Raw genomic sequence first — 17,510 nt, forward strand, 5'->3', positions numbered from 1 at the left:
TGTCGTGAAATAAAGCAAAAAAAGAGAGCCCCCAAAGGGACTCTCTCAGTTTTTAAAGCATTGTACTTTAGCAAGAAGCTAATATTACAGCTGAGGACCAGCAGCAACAAGAGCCTTACCAGCAGCGTTGCCAGTGTACTTGCCGAAGTTCTTAATGAAGCGGCCAGCCAAATCCTTAGCCTTGGTCTCCCACTCGGAAGCATCTGCATAGGTGTCACGAGGATCCAGAATCTTAGGATCAACACCTGGCAGCTCGGTAGGTACCTCGAAGTTGAACATAGGAATCTTCTTGGTAGGAGCAGTCTTGATGTCGCCATTGAGGATAGCATCAATGATACCACGGGTATCCTTAATGGTGATACGCTTGCCAGTACCATTCCAACCAGTGTTTACGAGGTAGGCCTTTGCATCGTTGGCAGTCATCTTCTTAACGAGCTCCTCACCGTACTTAGTAGGGTGCAGCTCGAGGAATGCCTGACCGAAGCAAGCGGAGAAGGTAGGAGTTGGCTCAGTGATGCCACGCTCGGTACCTGCCAGCTTAGCAGTGAAGCCAGAGAGGAAGTAGTACTGAGTCTGCTCTGGAGTCAGGATGGAAACTGGAGGCAGAACGCCGAATGCATCAGCGGAGAGGAAGATTACGTTCTTAGCTGCTGGAGCGGAAGAACCTTCCTTAATGTTCTTAATGTGGTTGATAGGATAAGATACACGAGTGTTCTCGGTAACGCTCTTATCAGCGAAGTCGATCTTGCCGTTAGCGTCAACAGTTACATTCTCAAGCAGAGCGTTTCTCTTGATAGCGCCATAGATGTCTGGCTCAGACTCAGGGTCCAGGTTGATAACCTTAGCATAGCAGCCACCCTCGAAGTTGAATACGCCATTGTCGTCCCAACCATGCTCGTCATCACCGATGAGCTTACGCTTAGGATCAGTGGACAGAGTGGTCTTACCAGTACCGGAGAGACCGAAGAAGATTGCAGTGTTCTCGCCGTTCATGTCGCAGTTAGCGGAACAATGCATGGAAGCGATACCCTTCAGTGGGAGGAAGTAGTTCATCATGGAGAACATACCCTTCTTCATCTCGCCGCCGTACCAAGTGTTAATGATTACCTGCTCCTTGGAAGTAGTGTTGAAAGCTACGCAAGTCTCGGAGTTCAGACCGAGTTCCTTGTAGTTGGTTACCTTAGCCTTGGAAGCGTTGTATACAACGAAATCTGGCTCGAAGTTAGCAAGTTCCTCAGCAGTTGGCTGAATGAACATGTTGGTTACAAAGTGAGCCTGCCATGCAACCTCAACGATGAAACGAACTGCCATACGGGTATCTTTATTAGCACCGCAGAAAGCATCAACAACATAGAGCTTCTTATTGCAGAGCTCTTTCTTAGCGATATCCTTAACAGTTGCCCATACGTCCTCAGACATAGGATGGTTATCGTTCTTGTACTCTTCGGAAGTCCACCAAACCTTATCCTTGGAATTAGCGTCCATAACGATGTACTTGTCCTTAGGAGAACGGCCAGTGTAAATACCAGTCATAACGTTTACAGCACCGAGCTCAGTCTGAGTACCAACCTCGAAACCCTCGAGACCAGCCTTAGTTTCTTCCTCAAACAGTACCTCATAAGAAGGGTTGTGAACAATCTCAGTAGTACCAGTGATACCATACTTAGTCAAGTCAAGTGTTGCCATTTTGCTATCTACCTCTTTCTTTTAACTATTCTGCCACAATGATCTGCTACCCCTCTGAGTCTTTCGACCCAGGACTCAAATCAAATCATTTATGACATTTATGATTAGATAAACACAATTCCGTCTAGCGGAATATCCTTTTTGTATTTTAGTCGTTTTAAGGCAATTTGTCAAAAATTGTTAAGTATTATTTTATGATAATATCTGGTTATAGTTCCTATTACTTTTTCTTATTTTCAGCGAATTGTAATACACTTTTAGGCATTTCTCCCTTTTCTACAGTGTTTTCATGGGAAATTTTAGCCATTTTTAACTTAGCCAATCCCGCTGGTATTCCAAAGCTATTTAATTTGGACAACTCATCCAAGAGCTGGAATTCATCCTTGCCATCAATATCCTGACCAAGGGCTGTAAGAACACTTTCATTGAATTTATACGGACTGGCTGTGGAAACAATGACAACATTTTTCTGATCATCCAGCTTATAAAAGGCATTCCAGGCAACAGCGGTATGAGGATCCGGAATATATTTTTCCATATCATACTCCTTTTTTATCATACCTTTTGTAGCCTCATCATCAGACCAATCTGCGCTGAATACCTCTTTAATCTTGGACAGTACCTCTGCTCCAACATCGTATTTTCCAGTTTCAGCCAATTCCTTCATCCATCCTGCCACCTTGGCTGCATCTCCTGTAACATGATAAAGCAGACGCTCCAGATTGCTGGAAATAAGTATATCCATGGAAGGGCTGATTGTCTTGAAGAAATCACGGTTTCTGTCATAAACTCCAGTGTTGAGGAAGTCAGTAAGTACATTATTGGTGTTGGAAGCACAAATGAGCTTCTTCACAGGAAGCCCCATGGACATGGCATAATAGCCCGCCAAAATATCGCCAAAATTACCTGTTGGTACCACAAAGCTAATCTTATCCCCAGCCTTAATGCACCCTTTGTTAAGTATATCTGCATAAGTGCTGAAGTAATATACGATCTGAGGTACCAGGCGCCCCCAGTTTATGGAGTTTGCTGAAGAAAGGGAAATTCCCTTTTCATTGAGCTGGGCATTGAATTTACTGTCGCTGAAAATAGCCTTTACACCGCTCTGGGCATCATCAAAATTGCCCTTTACAGCAGTAACATTCACATTGCTGCCCAGTTGGGTAACCATCTGCAAACGCTGAATACGGCTGACACCATTATCAGGATAGAAAACCATAATCTTGGTCTGCTCCACATCCTTAAAGCCTTCCAGTGCAGCCTTGCCGGTATCACCGGAGGTGGCCACAAGAATAAGCACTTCATTCTTTTCACCAGTTTTCTTCAAGGCAGTGGACAAGAGCTGAGGTAACAGCTGCAGGGCCATATCCTTAAAGGCAGATGTAGGTCCATGCCAAAGCTCCAGCACGGAAACATCCTTTAAGAAATTTACAGGAGCAATAGCGTCATCATCAAATTTACCATTACCATAGGCGCGGCTCACACAGCCCTCAATTTCCTCCTGTGTATAGTCTGTCAAAAAAAGGCTGAGAACCTTTACGGCACGTTCCTGATAGGAAAGACGCTGTAAGCCTTCGATAAATGCCATATCCACATGGGGCATGCTGTCTGGTACAAAAAGACCGCCATCATCAGCCAACCCCTTAATAATAGCCTCTGCTGAAGATAATTTCTGGTTGTTTCCACGTGTGCTGATATATTTCATATTATTTTCACTCCTTTTTAATGCCTTCCCTCTGGGGAAGCACCTACGGTACTAGGACAAAGTCCGTCGGTGTACTGCTTGCGACGCAAAGCTAGTCCTGTAAGGGCGGTGGATGAGTTCATCTAATTAACTTTCCCAAAATGGCATTTACAGCCTTTACCAAATCATCCGGAGATAAGAGAAGCTGCTGTCCACGGATTCCGGCACTTATGGCGATGGTATCCCAATTCCCCGACGATTCATCAAGAAAAACAGGATAATTTTTCTTGGCCCCAAGGGGAGAACAGCCACCCCGTATATAACCAGTAAGCCCCAGCACTTCCTTCAGGGCAACCATTTCAACGCTCTTATTGCCTGAAGCCTTTGCTAGGGCTTTAAAATCCAGTTCACCATCCCCAGGTATGCAGGCCATAAGTACACCGGTTTTGTCACCACGACAAACCAAGGTCTTAAACACCATTTTTACATCCATTCCTGTGGAGGCTGCAACATGAATCGCACTGAGATCGTCCAAATCCACCTCATAGGTCTTTATGTCATAAGGTATTTTCAGATTATCCAATATGCGTGCTGCATTTGTCTTTTTAATTTTCATAATCGAATACTCCTGTCTCATAATATCTCGAAACACTACATAAGTATATCACAAGACATTTGTATTGTACATACAGACTTTTATTGTTAATTATTACCGTTTTGTATACTAATTACTATTGAAATTTACTATTTATTTAATAGCAGATACTTCTGGCAGGTTCTCCGCCCGAACCGGACTAAAATCCATTCCGACCTCAGCATCGGCACCAGGGTAATTTGCAGCCCTTACAGCAGCATCGTCATTGTTTCGCATTGCCCTTACGCCACGGGCCCGAACCTCCTCGGATGGACCGATAATCTTGGCAATTTCAGCCTTATTTTCTTCCCACCGCTTATTTGATGCAGATACTTCCCCATTAATCTTCGTAGCCTGGGCCTCAAAATTAGGGGCACGGCGTTTCTTAACCTTTTCACCTCTGGCTGCCTTGGCCGCATCCTCCTTGGCCTGCTCTTCAGCATGCTTCTTGTAATCCTCCACCTTTTCCTGATGGTTAAGGGAGGTATAGTAGTCATCCATCATTTCATAGAAAATGGATTTACGCTCTGCAAGAAGGCTCTCCAAATGCTTTCCACCAACTGGAACCTTCAGCTCATCAAGGCCCTCACAGGATTCCTTCATAATCTTTTCGGCCTCTATAATCCAGTCCTTATTTATCTCCGGAATCTTCTTTTTCAGCTCGGCAAATTTGTCCTCTGTATTTTTTAGATTTGTACGAACCTTATCCACATAACGCTTCATGTCCCGGTCATTCTGTTTAACCAGGGCATCCACGAACTCGGCATAATTTATAATGTCGTAAATCTGCCAGGTTTCATCATCAGTCTGACGCATCTTAAACTTCAAAACAAAGCTGTCACCATAATTTGGCTCAAATATTCTCACAGCCACTGTGGCTGTTTCCGGGGCCTTGGATTCTGAGCCCTCAGCTGCTTCCCCACCCTCATCAGCTTCAATGACAGGATCCTTGGAAACATATTCAATTTTTCTCATGGACATGGTACGAAGACCAATTTTGTCCTGAAAGGCCGTTACCTGAGAAACATTCTCCTCCTTCGGCCACTTTTCATTTGCTACAAAATATAAAATATCTTCCTTGGTCTTTTCAACCAGACTGCCATCCAGAATCATCTGCTTATCCGGGCTGTCCGCATCTATCAGCTTGCTGAGATCATTGGCTCCTTTGTTTAACACGGCATCCAAATCGACATATTTCTGAAATTCCTCAGTATTATGACTAACTACAGCCTTCTGCAATGCATTCATAGAATATGCAGGTGTATGAACATAGTATAGGAAATAAAAAGCAGCCGCAGCTCCAGCCAACAGTATTTCCAATAATATGCCAACTATAAGTGCGCCTTTATAATTCATATATCCACCACTTCTTCCAAATCCTTTTAGTGTCCAAAAAGCAAATCCTTTTGCCTTTCTATAATAAGTTAATTCTATTGTAACATACTTTAATATATTCTTAAATAAAACTACAGTATCAGATATATACTAAATATTTGCTTAAAATCTGAAAAATCCTTCTTTTTCTGTTACAATATATTTATCAGAATAAGTTTATGGAAACATAAAAACATTTTATGCAAAGGAGTGTGGGGTATTAATGAAAATTGCATTAGCACAGCTTCGGATTATTCCTGGTCACCCTGATGAAAACACCAAAAAAATGTTGGAAATGATATGGGAAGCCAAAAGCAATTCGGCACATCTTATCATTTTCCCTGAGATGTCCATTCCAGGCTATCTGTTGGGAGATACCTGGGAACAAACTGCATTCATCAAGGATTGTGAGGAATGCGGCCAGGATATCATCGAAGCATCCAAGGACATGGCTATTATTTTTGGTAATGTTGCAGTGGATTGGAACAAGAAAAATACTGATGGCCGTCCAAGAAAGTTCAATGCTCTCTTCACAGCATATCATGGCAAGCTGGTAGCACCGGATAATATGCCATATCCTTTTGTCATCAAAACACTGATGCCAAATTATCGTGAATTTGATGATACTCGTCATTTTTATAGCTTAAAACAGCTGGCAGAGGAAAAAAATGTCAATGTAAATGATCTTATCTCTCCTGTTCGCCTGGATATAAATGGTAAGATGTATTCCATTGGTGGCTTCCTTTGTGAAGATGGCTGGAGTGATAATTACAACTACGCCCCTATTGATTTTCTCAAGGAAAAGGGCGTAGATTTCTTTGTAAATATTTCCTCCTCACCTTATACTGTTGGCAAAAATAAAAAGCGCAGCATGATTTTCAGCAAGGAGGCCAAGGATAACGGCGCACCACTGATTTATGTAAACAATACAGGCATTCAAAATAACGGTAAGACTATTTATACCTTCGACGGCTCCAGCACAGTGTACAGCAGCAATGGCTATCCTGTAGTACGCATGGCGAAATACGTTGAAGGTATTAATTATGTGGAACTGGAAGAAATTAATAATATGCCTGAAGCCAAATGGCAGTCTAAGCCTGAAATTGCCAATATATTCAATTCCATCAAGTACGGCGTTCAATCCTTCCTAAAGGATATATACATGAACAAGGTGGTTATCGGCGTATCAGGCGGTATTGACTCTGCTGTGGCGGCAGCCCTCTATACTCACATCCTCGGTGCTGAAAACGTACTTTTGGTCAACATGCCAAGTGTATTTAACTCGGAAACCACCAAGGGACTTGCCCACAAGCTGGCAGAAAATCTTGGCTGTCACTACATGATAATGCCAATACAGGAATCTGTGGATCATACCATAAAACAACTGGAAACCATTCCTGTTACCTTTATGAAGGATAACTCAGTACAAAATTTAAAGGTCAGCTCCTTTGTGGCTGAAAATATTCAGGCCCGTGACCGTAGTGCCAGAATATTAGCTGGAATAGCTGCTGCTTTTGGTGGCGGATTTACATGCAATGCCAACAAAGCAGAAACCACCGTAGGCTACTCCACCCTTTACGGTGACCAGTCAGGATTCCTGTGTGCTTTGGCTGATCTCTGGAAATTTCAGGTATATGATTTGGCCCGCTACATGAATACAGAGGTATATGGCAGAGAGGTTATTCCGCAGGCTACCATCGATATTGTTCCAAGTGCTGAGCTATCATCTGCACAGAATGTGGACGAGGGCAAGGGTGATCCGATAAAATATCCATACCATGACTATCTTTTCAGGAGCTTTGTTGAACGCTGGGAAAAGGCTACTCCTGCAGATATTATTCGCTGGTACCGTGATGGTATGCTGGAGGAAAAGCTGGGCTGTGAAAAGGGCATCGTAAAAAAATGCTTCCCTACCCACAAGGATTTCATCGAGGATCTGGAACGCTGGTGGAAGCAGTTCACCGGCATGGCTGTGGCCAAGCGTATTCAGGCCCCTCCTATTATTGCCGTTAGCCGCAGGGCCTACGGCTTTGACCATAGGGAAGCTCAAAATGGAGTTTATTACACAAGACAGTATCGCCGAATTAAGGAAGAACTGTTAAAATAATCATCATTTTATACATCTAATGATACTTAAAACGCACTGATAGCTGATTCAGCCACCAGTGCGTTTACTTTTTTATGGTATACGTCTATTTAATTTTTATGGCACTCTAACCATATCTGCATCAATTTCCGTCAGGGAGAAGGCACCGCACATACTCATGGTATCCTCTAGCTCCCCTGTAATTTTATCAATATAAGCCTTTACCCCTTCTTCACCACCGCCATATACGGCAGTTACAAACGGACGGGCTATTATTACAGCATCAGCACCCATGGCCAGTGCCTTAAACACATCAGTACCAGTACGAATACCGCCATCTACAAGAATCTTGACCCCTGAACCCTTAAGAGCCTCCACAATCTCCGGCAGCACCTCAGCTGTGGCTGGACACTGGTCCAGAACTCTGCCGCCGTGGTTAGACACTACAATGCCAGCAGCTCCAGCCTCCTTCGCCTTCAAGGCACCCTTGACAGTCATAATCCCTTTTACAATAAATGGACGTCCTGCAGCTTCAACAATGGCCTTCAGCTCAGCTGTACTCTTTGGTCCTGCTGGTGGATTCATCCCCTTAAGGAATGGCAAACCGGCAGCGTCCACATCCATTGCTACAGCAAAGGCATCAGATTCCTTTACCAAAGCCATCTTTTCTTTTATGGTATCAATATTCCAAGGCTTCACCGTTGGCACAGCCATTCCCTTATTAGCTGCTATAGCCTTGGTGGCCGCCTGCATAACCCCGGCATCCACGCCGTCACCAGTAAAGGCAGCAATACCATTTTCCGCACAAGCCTTTACCAGTACCTCATTATAGCTTACATCATTGTACTTATCACTATAATGAAGCGTTACTGCGCCTACAGGTCCTGCAAAAAACGGTGCCTTAAATTTCTTTCCAAAAAGGCTCAGAGAAGTATCTACAGCCTTCCCCTGACATAAGGTATCCATATTTATGCGGATTTCCTGCCATTTGTCATAATTGCGGATAGCAGTATCTCCCACGCCCTTGGCGCCGGGACCTGGCATAACATTTCTGCAGGCACGTCCGTTGCACACGGGACAGGCATGGCACTTATCCCCAATACATTCCTTGGCCTTGGAAATAACCTCTGAAAAATTCATAACAAACCTCCTTATACTACACAAAACTCTCTTTGTATATTATAATATCCGAAGCAACGTATAATAAAGGAAAAAATACTTAATTTTTAAATAATTGCGACAATTTTAAGGAGTATATATGACTACTAATGATAAAGAAAATCTTGTAAAACAGGAGGCTCCACAGGAGAGCCAGACTCCCCATAAGCGACGTGTCCGCTACAGTGGCAAATACCCTAAAAAATTCTCCGAAAAATACAAGGAGCTGAATCCAGACAAATATGGCGACCAAATAAAGCATGTTATGGCCAAGGGCAACACTCCTGCTGGTATGCATATTCCTATTATGGTAAAGGAAATACTTGAGGTGCTGAACATAAAGCCCGGAGAGCAGGGCTTTGATGGTACACTGGGGTACGGTGGCCATACACGAGCCATGCTGGAAAAGCTGCAGGGCAAGGGGCATCTATATAGCGGTGACATTGACAGTATTGAGGAAGCCAAAACAGAAGCCCGCCTTAGAAAGGATGGTTTTGGGAAAGATATATGGACCCCAAGGCTGATGAACTTCTGTGAAATAGATAAGCTGGCCCAGGAGGTAGGAGGCTTTGATTTCGTCCTTGCTGACCTGGGTGTTTCCTCCATGCAGATAGATAACCCAGAACGTGGCTTTACCTATAAAGCAGATGGTCCTCTAGATCTCAGACTCGATTCAAAATCCGGAATTTCTGCTGCAGAACGCCTTAAGGAAGTGGACAGAGACGAGCTGGCAGGAATGTTTATTGAAAACTCTGATGAGCCCTACGCTGAGGAAATTGCCCGCCAGATTTGCAACGATTTAAAACGGGGCATCAAAATCGAAACCACTGTTGCCCTTCATCAGGAAATCATCAAGGCGCTGCAAAAGGTGAAGCTGTCCAAAGAAGAAAGGGACATGGCCATTAAGAAATCCTCTGCCAGAGTTTTTCAGGCCCTGCGTATAGATGTAAACCACGAATTTGAGGTTCTCTATGAGTTTATGGAAAAGCTGCCCGATGCCTTAAGAGATGGAGGCAGAGCAGCTATCCTTACTTTCCATTCCGGTGAGGACCGTATTGTGAAAAAAACCTTCCAGGCCTTAAAAAGAGCTGGAATTTACAGTGATATTTCCACAGAGGTTATCAGACCCAGCAAGGAAGAATGCTATAATAACAGCCGAGCCCATTCCACCAAGCTGCGCTGGGCAGTCAAATAAATTCATATTTAAGCGTATATCAAGGCATCAGAAAAGGACTGCTCCAGCAACGGAACAGTCCAATTTATTTTATCACTGATTTTCATCTATAAGAGTAAGCTGCTCTATTTCCTTGTCATCAATTTCCACTGTAGGAAGATCAGGCAAATCCGTCAGCTCATTTAGGCCAAAGCACTTGAGGAAATTATCAGTGGTACCGTAAAGTATCGGCCTTCCCAAAACATCCTTACGCCCCAGCTCCCGCACCAGCTCCAGCTCTATGAGCTTAGCCAGCACCTTTTCAATATGCACACCGCGGATGTGCTCAACCTCCTGTTTGGTAATTGGCTGTTTAAAGGCGATGATGGACAGGGTTTCCATAGCTGCAGCAGATAGCTTCTTTTCCTTGGTTTCCGTCAGCTTTTCCACATAGTTAAACAGCTCCTGACGGGTGGCCAGCTGCCAACCACCGGCAACATGCTGAACCATAATACCGCTGCCCCGCTCATCAAGAGACTTCTGCAGGGCCTCAACCAACTCATCAAGGCTCTCCATATCTATTCCAAAAATCTCCATCAGCTGCTGTGCTGACACCGGATCTCCACTGGCAAACAGCACAGCCTCCAGAGCTCCAGTCAGTTCACCCATAAACATTAATCTTCACCAACTCTAACTTCAATAAAAATCTCAGAAAACCTATCCACCTGATACACTCTGATGCTCTTTAACTTTATGAGCTCCAGCATAGCCAAAAAGGTCGTAATCAGCTCAGAACGGTTTCCTGTATGAAATGCATCCTCAAAGGAAATTTTGCCACCACTTTTATTTAATAGTGACAATAAAAGCTCCATTTTATCGGAAATGGTAAATTCCTCAGGCTCCACCAAGGCATCGGGAATCTTTAATTCCTTGTGCATGGCAAGAACGTTGCTGAAGGCCCTCACCAAATCCTGCATTGACATATTATCAGGCGGCAGATGATGTACCGGCAGCTCCATGGGAGCTCTGGTTACATACTTTTCCTGCATATCCTGCATATCAAGAAGTACAGTGCTGACTTCCTTATATCTTCTGTACTCCAAAATGCGGTCAATAAGCTCCTGCCGGGGGTCAATATCCTCAGTCTCCTCCGCCTCCTTGGATTTAGGTGGCTTTGGCAGCATCATACGGGATTTTATTTGCAACAGCGTGGCCGCCATCAGCAGAAACTCACTGGCAATTTCCAAATTAAACTCACGGAACTGATCAAGATAATCAATGTACTGTTCCGTGAGCTCTGCTATTGGAATATCATAAATATCTATTTTATTCTTTTCAATGAGGTGCATTAGAAGCTCCATGGGACCTTCAAAGCTCTCAAGCCGTACTGAATATTTTTCAGTCAAATCAAAATCAATCCTTATTTGCCTGATACTTTGCAGCCTGGGCCTTAATCAGCTCCTCGTCAGAGAAGTAATTAATTTTCATGGCATTACGTACATCCTGCAGGGTGTTCTCAGCCACACGTCTGGCCTCTTCGCTACCCTTTTTCAAAATTTCATATACGCCGGCAATATCCTTTTCGTATTCCTTACGACGGGCACGAATAGGCTCCAGCTCCTCCTGAAGGATACTGTTCAGGAACTTCTTGATTTTTACATCCCCAAGACCACCACGGGTGTAGTGCTCCTTAAGGGCATCCAGATTCTCATACTCTGGGAGATACTTCTCAAAGTGCTCCGGCTTGCTGAAGGCATCAAGATAAGTAAATACAGCATTCCCCTCCACATGGCCTGGGTCAGAAACCTTAATATGGGTAGGGTCAGTGTACATATCCATAACCTTCTTGCGGACGGTTTCCGCATCATCGGAAAGATAGATGCAGTTGCCAATGGACTTGGACATCTTGGCCTTGCCATCAGTACCAGGGAGGCGACGGCAGGTCTCATTTTCCGGCAGCATAATATCCGGCTCCACCAAAGCCTCACCGCCATAAATCATGTTGAAGCGGCGAACGATTTCCTTACACTGCTCCAGCATAGGCAGCTGATCCTCACCTACTGGAACCAGAGTTGCCTTAAAAGCAGTAATATCAGAGGCCTGGCTGATAGGATAAGTAAAGAATCCCACAGGAATACTCTTTTCAAAATTCTTCTGCTGAATCTCGGCCTTAACGGTAGGATTTCTCTCCACACGGGCAACAGAAACAAGATTCATATAGTAGGTGGTAAGCTCAGTGAGCTGTGGCACCTGGGACTGAATGAACAAAGTGGATTTAGCTGGGTCAAGACCTACAGAAAGGTAGTCCAGAGCAACCTCCAGGATGTTCTGACGAACCTTCTCAGGATTCTCGAAGTTATCAGTCAAGGCCTGAACATCAGCAATCATAATGTAGATCTTATCAAACTCCCCGGAATTCTGCAGCTCAACTCTGCGCTTCAGAGAACCTACATAATGACCTATGTGAAGTCTGCCAGTTGGTCTGTCACCAGTTAAAATAATCTTTTCCATTTTTTATTGAAACCCCTCTCAGTTTTTTAATTCATTTATGCTTCCTTTTACAGGATTACACTCAATATAGTCTCAAAGATATGCAAAATCAGACTTGATAATGGCACAAGAATGCTGCTAAGAACAGGTGTCATAATCAAAATAATAAGGATGATAAAGCTATATCTTTCAATTCCCATGTACTTGTAAGCCAGCTCACCCGGCAAAAACTCCAGCAAAATTTTGGAGCCATCCAGAGGTGGCAAAGGAATGAGATTGAAAATACCAAAGTTGATATTAAAGAGAACAATCATGGACAAAACTGTCTTTATACCCACGGTATTTAACATGCCCATCTTAAACAACACCATCATTATAAACAGGGTAACAAAGGCGGTTAAAAAGTTGGCAGCAGGGCCAGCAAGAGCCACCAAAATATTGCCCTTCTTCATATCCTTAAAATTTCTAGGATTAACCATTACTGGCTTAGCCCAGCCAAAACGGCAAACCAAAAGCATCAGTAAACCAATAGGGTCAATATGGGCCATTGGATTTAATGTAAGACGGCCAGTGAGCTTTGGTGTAAAATCTCCCATGGCCACAGCCACCCGGGCATGGGCATATTCATGGAGAACAAGGGCCAAAAGCAAACCAGGCAATCCCGCAATAATACTCATTAAACTAAAATCAAACATAAAGCCTCCAACTATTTGTTCAAAATGCGGTCCAGCATTAAAATGGCAGTTACGGACTTGGCATCATTTATGCGGCCATCCTCCACCATTGCCACTGCTTCACTGAGGGGCAGCTTCACCACATTAATAAATTCATCCTCATCAGTGTGCTGCTTTCCTGGCTCAAGGCCCTGGGCAGCATAGGTATAAATAACCTCATTGCAGAAGCCCACACAGGTGGCCAGCTTAGTAAGGAATTTATACTCCTTGGCGGTATAGCCGGTTTCCTCGCTAAGCTCACGCTTGGCACACTCCAAAGGGTCCTCTCCTGGCATATCCAGCTTCCCCGCCGGAATCTCCAAAGTTACCTCATCAATAGGATAACGATACTGTCTTACGAGAATAACCTGACCATCCTCCGTAACGGGAATAACAGCTGCAGCTCCCGGATGCTTGATCCACTCACGGTAGGCAGTGCCCCCATTTGGCAGCTTCACCTTATCCTTCCTAACATGGAGCAAATTACCATCAAATATATTCTCACTGGATTCCTTTATTTCAATCAAGTCTTCGTACATAGAAGCCTCCAAACAAATATTTTAGTATAAAACTCTGCTTAAGTCCATAATATCAATTAACCTAAATTACGGTTGTATTGCTGCTTCTTTATACCAGCATTGGCCAGCATTTCACGGGCATTATCAAGGGATGCAGCAGATACATCCACACCGGAGGCCATGCGGGCAATTTCATTAACCCGCTCCCCCTCAGTAAGGGCCCGTACAGAGGTTGTGGTCATGCCATTAACAACTTGCTTGTTAATGTAAAGATGCACATCCGCCATGCAGGCAATCTGAGGCAAGTGAGTGATACAAAGCACCTGCTTGTCCGCCGCCACCATGGCAATACGCTCTGCCACCATTTGAGCGGTGCGTCCACCAATACCCGTGTCAATTTCATCAAATATCATGCTGGCAGGAGAATCATCCCTAAAGGCTGTAACCGCCTTAATGGAAAGTGCAATACGGGAAAGCTCACCGCCAGAGGCCACCTTTTGAATTGGCCGCATATCCTGTCCCGGATTGGCAGAAAAGAGAATTTCCAGTTCATCTGCCCCAAGACTGCCAAGGTCTTCGGCCTCATTAATGGCAATCTCCAGCCTGGCATCAGGCATTCCCAGCTCATGAAGGTGCTCCTCGATGGCCATGGAAAGTCTGTCCCCAGCCTGTTTTCTAAGCTCCGTAAGACGGTAAGCACAAGCTGTGGCTTCTTCACGGGCCTTCTCTTTTTCCTGCTTCAATGCAGCAATATCATCATCGTAGTTTTCAATATCATTGAGCTGCTGCTGGGCCTTTTCCTTAAACGCCATAATATCCTCAATGGTGGCACCGTATTTCTTACGCAGCTTATCTATTACATCCATACGGCTTTGGAGCTTATCTAAAAGCTGTGGGTTAAATTCCAGCTCATCCCCATAGTCCCGGACCTCATAGGCTGCTTCTTTTATCTGAATACAAGCCTCTTTTATGGTATCGGTTACATTCTCCAGTGAATCATCAAATCGTGACAAATCCCTAAGATTCTCCACCACTTCTTCCAAGGCGCTAACAATGCCTATACCACTGTTACCACCACCATAGAGATTCTGGCATGCCTCCCCAACATAATTGGAAATCTTTTCTGCATTGGAGAGCTTCTTTATTTCACGCTCCAGCTCCTCATCCTCATTCTCCTGTAGCTGGGCCGTTTCAATTTCCTGTACCTGCCATTTCAGCATTTCCAGCTTCTGCTCTTTATCAGCAGAGCTTTTTTCCTTTTCAGCCAGCTGATGCTCCTTGTCCTTATAGGACTTGAAGGCCTGCTGATAAGCCCTTAAGGCCACCTTGATTCGATCATCTGAGCCATCCACCAGCTTGTACTGATTGGACGCATTAAGAAGGGCCAGATTCTCGTTCTGGCCGTGGATGTCTACCAGCAATGTTCCCAATTTTTTAAGTACCGCCACAGTGGTGTGACAGCCATTTACCAGTATAGTGCCACGTCCGTTGCTGGTTATCTGACGGGTGATAATAAGCTCCCCCTCCGTGGTATCAATGGCATTCTCGTTAAGGTAATCAACAACCTTTGGCTGATTATCCAAAGAGAAGATAGCCTCCACCCGAAGCCAGTCAGCCCCAGTACGAATAAAATCAGTGGAGAGACGGTTTCCCAGCATGGCTCCCAGTGCATCAATGAGAATTGACTTACCGGCGCCGGTTTCACCCGTAAGAATATTCAAACCCTTGTCAAAATCAATCTGAACCTGCTCCAACAAAGCGAAGTTCCATATTGTAAGCGTGTTGAGCATTTTGAAAATCTCCTAGCTACCCAAACATTCCTTCAATCATTTAATTCCCATACTCATGGCTTCCAGCTTCAGAGCCACATCCTCAGCCATACTGGAGGACTTTACCACCGCCAAAATGGTATCATCACCGGCCACAGTGCCAATAACCTCCGGCCAGCGGGCATTATCAAGGGCTGCACAAATGGAATTGGCTGCCCCCGGCATGGTTTTTACCACAATAATATTCTCACTGTAGTCTATCTTCTTTACCAGCTCCTTAAACAGACGCTGCATGCGGTCCTCGGAGTGCATGGTCTGGGTGTCCATTGGATAAGCATAGCGGTACTTGCCATTTCCACAAGGAATCTTCACCAGCTGCATATCCTTAATATCTCTGGAAACGGTGGCCTGGGTAACCTCAATATCCCTTGCTCTAAGGGCTGCGGCCAAATCCTCCTGAGTCTCAATTATCTGATTTTCAATAATCTGCTTAATCTTTGATTGTCTATGAGCCTTCATTTAGAATTCCCCCATAACTTACTTTTTAGAGTGTCGTAATAATTTTTGTCACCAAATTTTATTATGCGTGCCGGATTCTTTCCCTTGCGGATATAAACCACATCCCCGGGCAAAAGCTGGAAGCTCTCCTGACCGTCAAAGGTCATCTGAATATCCTGATGAACTGCCGCTATATAAATCTGCACTTCCTCATCATCTGGTATTATCATCGGTCTGGCATCCAGAGTATGAGGACAAATTGGCGTAATGAGAAGTGCGGGAACACTTGGATTTACTATTGGTCCCCCTGCTGAAAGGGAATAGGCCGTAGATCCGGTGGCAGTGGATACAATAACACCATCAGCCTTATAATCGTTAATCATGGTATCATCTATACGCATGCTAAGACTCAGCATACGGGACAGGCCACCCTTGCCAATGACCACATCATTAATGGCATGACCCAGCATACGCCGATTGCCCTGACTCAAAACAGAGCCAGAAATAACTGTGCGCTCCACCACCTGATACTCACCATTTAAAAGGTTATCAAGGCGACTCTCCAGCTCCGTCAGCTCAATATCTGTAAGAAAGCCCACGCGGCCAATGTTGATTCCACAGGCTGGAATCTTTCGGGTATACAGCTTGCGACATACCCCCAGGAGAGTTCCGTCACCACCGATACTCAGTCCCAAATCAATGGTTTCATTGTCCAAATCGTCTATGCCGTACTCGGGACAGTTAAACATTTCCGCAATGCTGCGTGACATAACAATGCGAACCCTGTCCTGCTTATCTGCAAAATAGCTGCGGATTCTTTCCATAACCTGGGCTGATTCGTCCTTATTAATATTTGGATAAATAGCAATTGTCTTCATAAAGACATCCTCTTTATTTAGCTAATCTTCCCGCAAATTACTTGTCAAGGTTGCTATGAGCCAGCTCAACAGTGCTTGCCATTACCTCATCAGTTACATTATCAACAGCTTCCCTGTCCTTGGTAAGCCAAACGAGATATTCAATATTGCCCTCAGGCCCCTTTACGGGAGAAAAAGTCAGCTCCTTGGTGACAAATTCCATCTCACGGGCAGTATCAATAACCTTATGAATAACCTCCAGATGAACCTTAGGATCTCTTACAACACCCTTTTTGCCCACCTTTTCCTTGCCAGCCTCGAACTGTGGCTTAATGAGAGCTACCACCTGGCCATCCGGCTTCAGCATTGCCTTTACAGCAGGCAAAACCTTCTCCAGGGAAATAAAGGCCACATCTATGGAAGCAAAATCAATAAGCTGACCGATATCCTCCGAGGTTACATTGCGCACGTTAGTGCGCTCCATATTTACTACCCGTTCATCAGTGCGTAGACTCCAGGCCAGCTGACCATATCCCACATCAATGGCAAACACCTTTACAGCACCATTTTGGAGCATACAATCAGTAAACCCTCCAGTGGAAGCACCAATATCAGCAGTAACCTTTCCCTTCAGCTCCACGCCAAATTCCTTAATGGCCTTCTCCAGCTTCAGACCACCACGGCTCACATAAGGAATCTGATTTCCCAAAACCCGGATATCAGCATTTTCCTTAACCATGGTGCCAGCCTTGTCAATCTTGTTGCCATCCACAATAACCATCCCGGCCATAATGGTGGTCTTGGCCCGCTCACGGCTCTGAACCAGATTCTTTTTCACTAGAAGCACGTCAAGGCGCTCTTTTTTTACTTTTTCCGTATTATCACCCATA

16 protein-coding genes are annotated in these 17,510 nt (G+C 44.6%); 2 read left to right on the forward strand and 14 right to left on the reverse strand.

The window, feature by feature from the left end:
• Positions 1-84: 84 nt before the first annotated feature.
• The 4 genes from pckA to B6K08_RS06710 all read right to left on the reverse strand — a co-directional run bounded on the left by pckA (position 85) and on the right by B6K08_RS06710 (position 5,360).
• Positions 85-1,686 (reverse strand): phosphoenolpyruvate carboxykinase (ATP), encoded by a 1,602-nt coding sequence (pckA, locus tag B6K08_RS06695; RefSeq protein ID WP_027397081.1) that lies wholly within the window; start codon positions 1,684-1,686, stop codon positions 85-87.
• Between the two features lie 220 nt (positions 1,687-1,906).
• Entirely contained in the window at positions 1,907-3,391 is a 1,485-nt protein-coding gene (gene thrC, locus B6K08_RS06700; RefSeq protein ID WP_080325750.1) for a threonine synthase, read from the reverse strand.
• 118 nt (positions 3,392-3,509) lie between these two features.
• A complete protein-coding gene (ybaK, locus tag B6K08_RS06705) occupies positions 3,510-3,986 on the reverse strand; it encodes a Cys-tRNA(Pro) deacylase (RefSeq protein ID WP_039207972.1) in 477 nt (158 codons plus the stop codon).
• A 132-nt stretch (positions 3,987-4,118) separates the two neighbouring features.
• Positions 4,119-5,360, reverse strand: a complete 1,242-nt coding sequence (locus B6K08_RS06710) for a hypothetical protein (protein WP_080325752.1) — start codon at positions 5,358-5,360, stop codon at positions 4,119-4,121.
• A 241-nt stretch (positions 5,361-5,601) separates the two neighbouring features.
• Between B6K08_RS06710 and nadE the strand changes: the two genes are divergently transcribed.
• Positions 5,602-7,485 (forward strand): NAD(+) synthase, encoded by a 1,884-nt coding sequence (gene nadE / locus B6K08_RS06715; RefSeq protein WP_080325753.1) that lies wholly within the window; start codon positions 5,602-5,604, stop codon positions 7,483-7,485.
• Positions 7,486-7,581: 96 nt separating this feature from the next.
• Here nadE and B6K08_RS06720 read toward each other — a convergent pair whose 3' ends face one another.
• Positions 7,582-8,604, reverse strand: a complete 1,023-nt coding sequence (locus B6K08_RS06720) for an alpha-hydroxy-acid oxidizing protein (protein WP_080325754.1) — start codon at positions 8,602-8,604, stop codon at positions 7,582-7,584.
• A gap of 118 nt (positions 8,605-8,722) precedes the next feature.
• Between B6K08_RS06720 and rsmH the strand changes: the two genes are divergently transcribed.
• The gene (rsmH, locus tag B6K08_RS06725; protein WP_080325755.1) at positions 8,723-9,817 is read left to right on the forward strand and encodes a 16S rRNA (cytosine(1402)-N(4))-methyltransferase RsmH; all 1,095 of its coding nucleotides are present in this window, start codon (positions 8,723-8,725) and stop codon (positions 9,815-9,817) included.
• Positions 9,818-9,889: 72 nt separating this feature from the next.
• Here the strand turns inward: rsmH and scpB are convergent, their stop codons facing one another.
• From scpB to B6K08_RS06770, 9 genes are read right to left on the reverse strand one after another with little or no spacing between them, the layout of a single operon-like run.
• Positions 9,890-10,444, reverse strand: a complete 555-nt coding sequence (scpB, locus tag B6K08_RS06730; RefSeq protein WP_234985273.1) for an SMC-Scp complex subunit ScpB — start codon at positions 10,442-10,444, stop codon at positions 9,890-9,892.
• A gap of 5 nt (positions 10,445-10,449) precedes the next feature.
• Positions 10,450-11,181, reverse strand: coding sequence for a segregation and condensation protein A (locus B6K08_RS06735; RefSeq protein WP_407639836.1), 732 nt, complete (start codon positions 11,179-11,181; stop codon positions 10,450-10,452).
• 7 nt (positions 11,182-11,188) lie between these two features.
• A complete protein-coding gene (gene trpS / locus B6K08_RS06740; protein ID WP_080325757.1) occupies positions 11,189-12,286 on the reverse strand; it encodes a tryptophan--tRNA ligase in 1,098 nt (365 codons plus the stop codon).
• A gap of 47 nt (positions 12,287-12,333) precedes the next feature.
• Complete coding sequence (locus B6K08_RS06745; RefSeq protein ID WP_039207987.1) at positions 12,334-12,960, reverse strand: site-2 protease family protein; 627 nt, start codon at positions 12,958-12,960, stop codon at positions 12,334-12,336.
• Positions 12,961-12,971: 11 nt separating this feature from the next.
• Positions 12,972-13,517, reverse strand: coding sequence for an NUDIX domain-containing protein (locus B6K08_RS06750; RefSeq protein ID WP_080325758.1), 546 nt, complete (start codon positions 13,515-13,517; stop codon positions 12,972-12,974).
• Positions 13,518-13,573: 56 nt separating this feature from the next.
• Positions 13,574-15,286: a DNA repair protein RecN gene (gene recN / locus B6K08_RS06755; RefSeq protein WP_080325759.1), complete on the reverse strand. Its 1,713-nt coding sequence runs from the start codon at positions 15,284-15,286 to the stop codon at positions 13,574-13,576.
• 36 nt (positions 15,287-15,322) lie between these two features.
• Positions 15,323-15,784 (reverse strand): arginine repressor, encoded by a 462-nt coding sequence (gene argR / locus B6K08_RS06760; protein ID WP_027397068.1) that lies wholly within the window; start codon positions 15,782-15,784, stop codon positions 15,323-15,325.
• Positions 15,781-16,641, reverse strand: a complete 861-nt coding sequence (locus B6K08_RS06765) for an NAD(+)/NADH kinase (RefSeq protein WP_080325760.1) — start codon at positions 16,639-16,641, stop codon at positions 15,781-15,783. Before B6K08_RS06765 ends, argR begins: the two co-directional genes overlap by 4 nt.
• 37 nt (positions 16,642-16,678) lie before the next feature.
• Positions 16,679-17,509 carry a TlyA family RNA methyltransferase gene (locus tag B6K08_RS06770; RefSeq protein WP_080325761.1) on the reverse strand — a complete coding sequence of 277 codons (831 nt, stop codon included), beginning with the start codon at positions 17,507-17,509 and terminating at the stop codon, positions 16,679-16,681.
• Position 17,510 lies beyond the last annotated feature (1 nt).

This window comes from Anaerovibrio lipolyticus DSM 3074 (assembly GCF_900141865.1).
Lineage (GTDB): Bacteria > Bacillota > Negativicutes > Selenomonadales > Selenomonadaceae > Anaerovibrio > Anaerovibrio lipolyticus.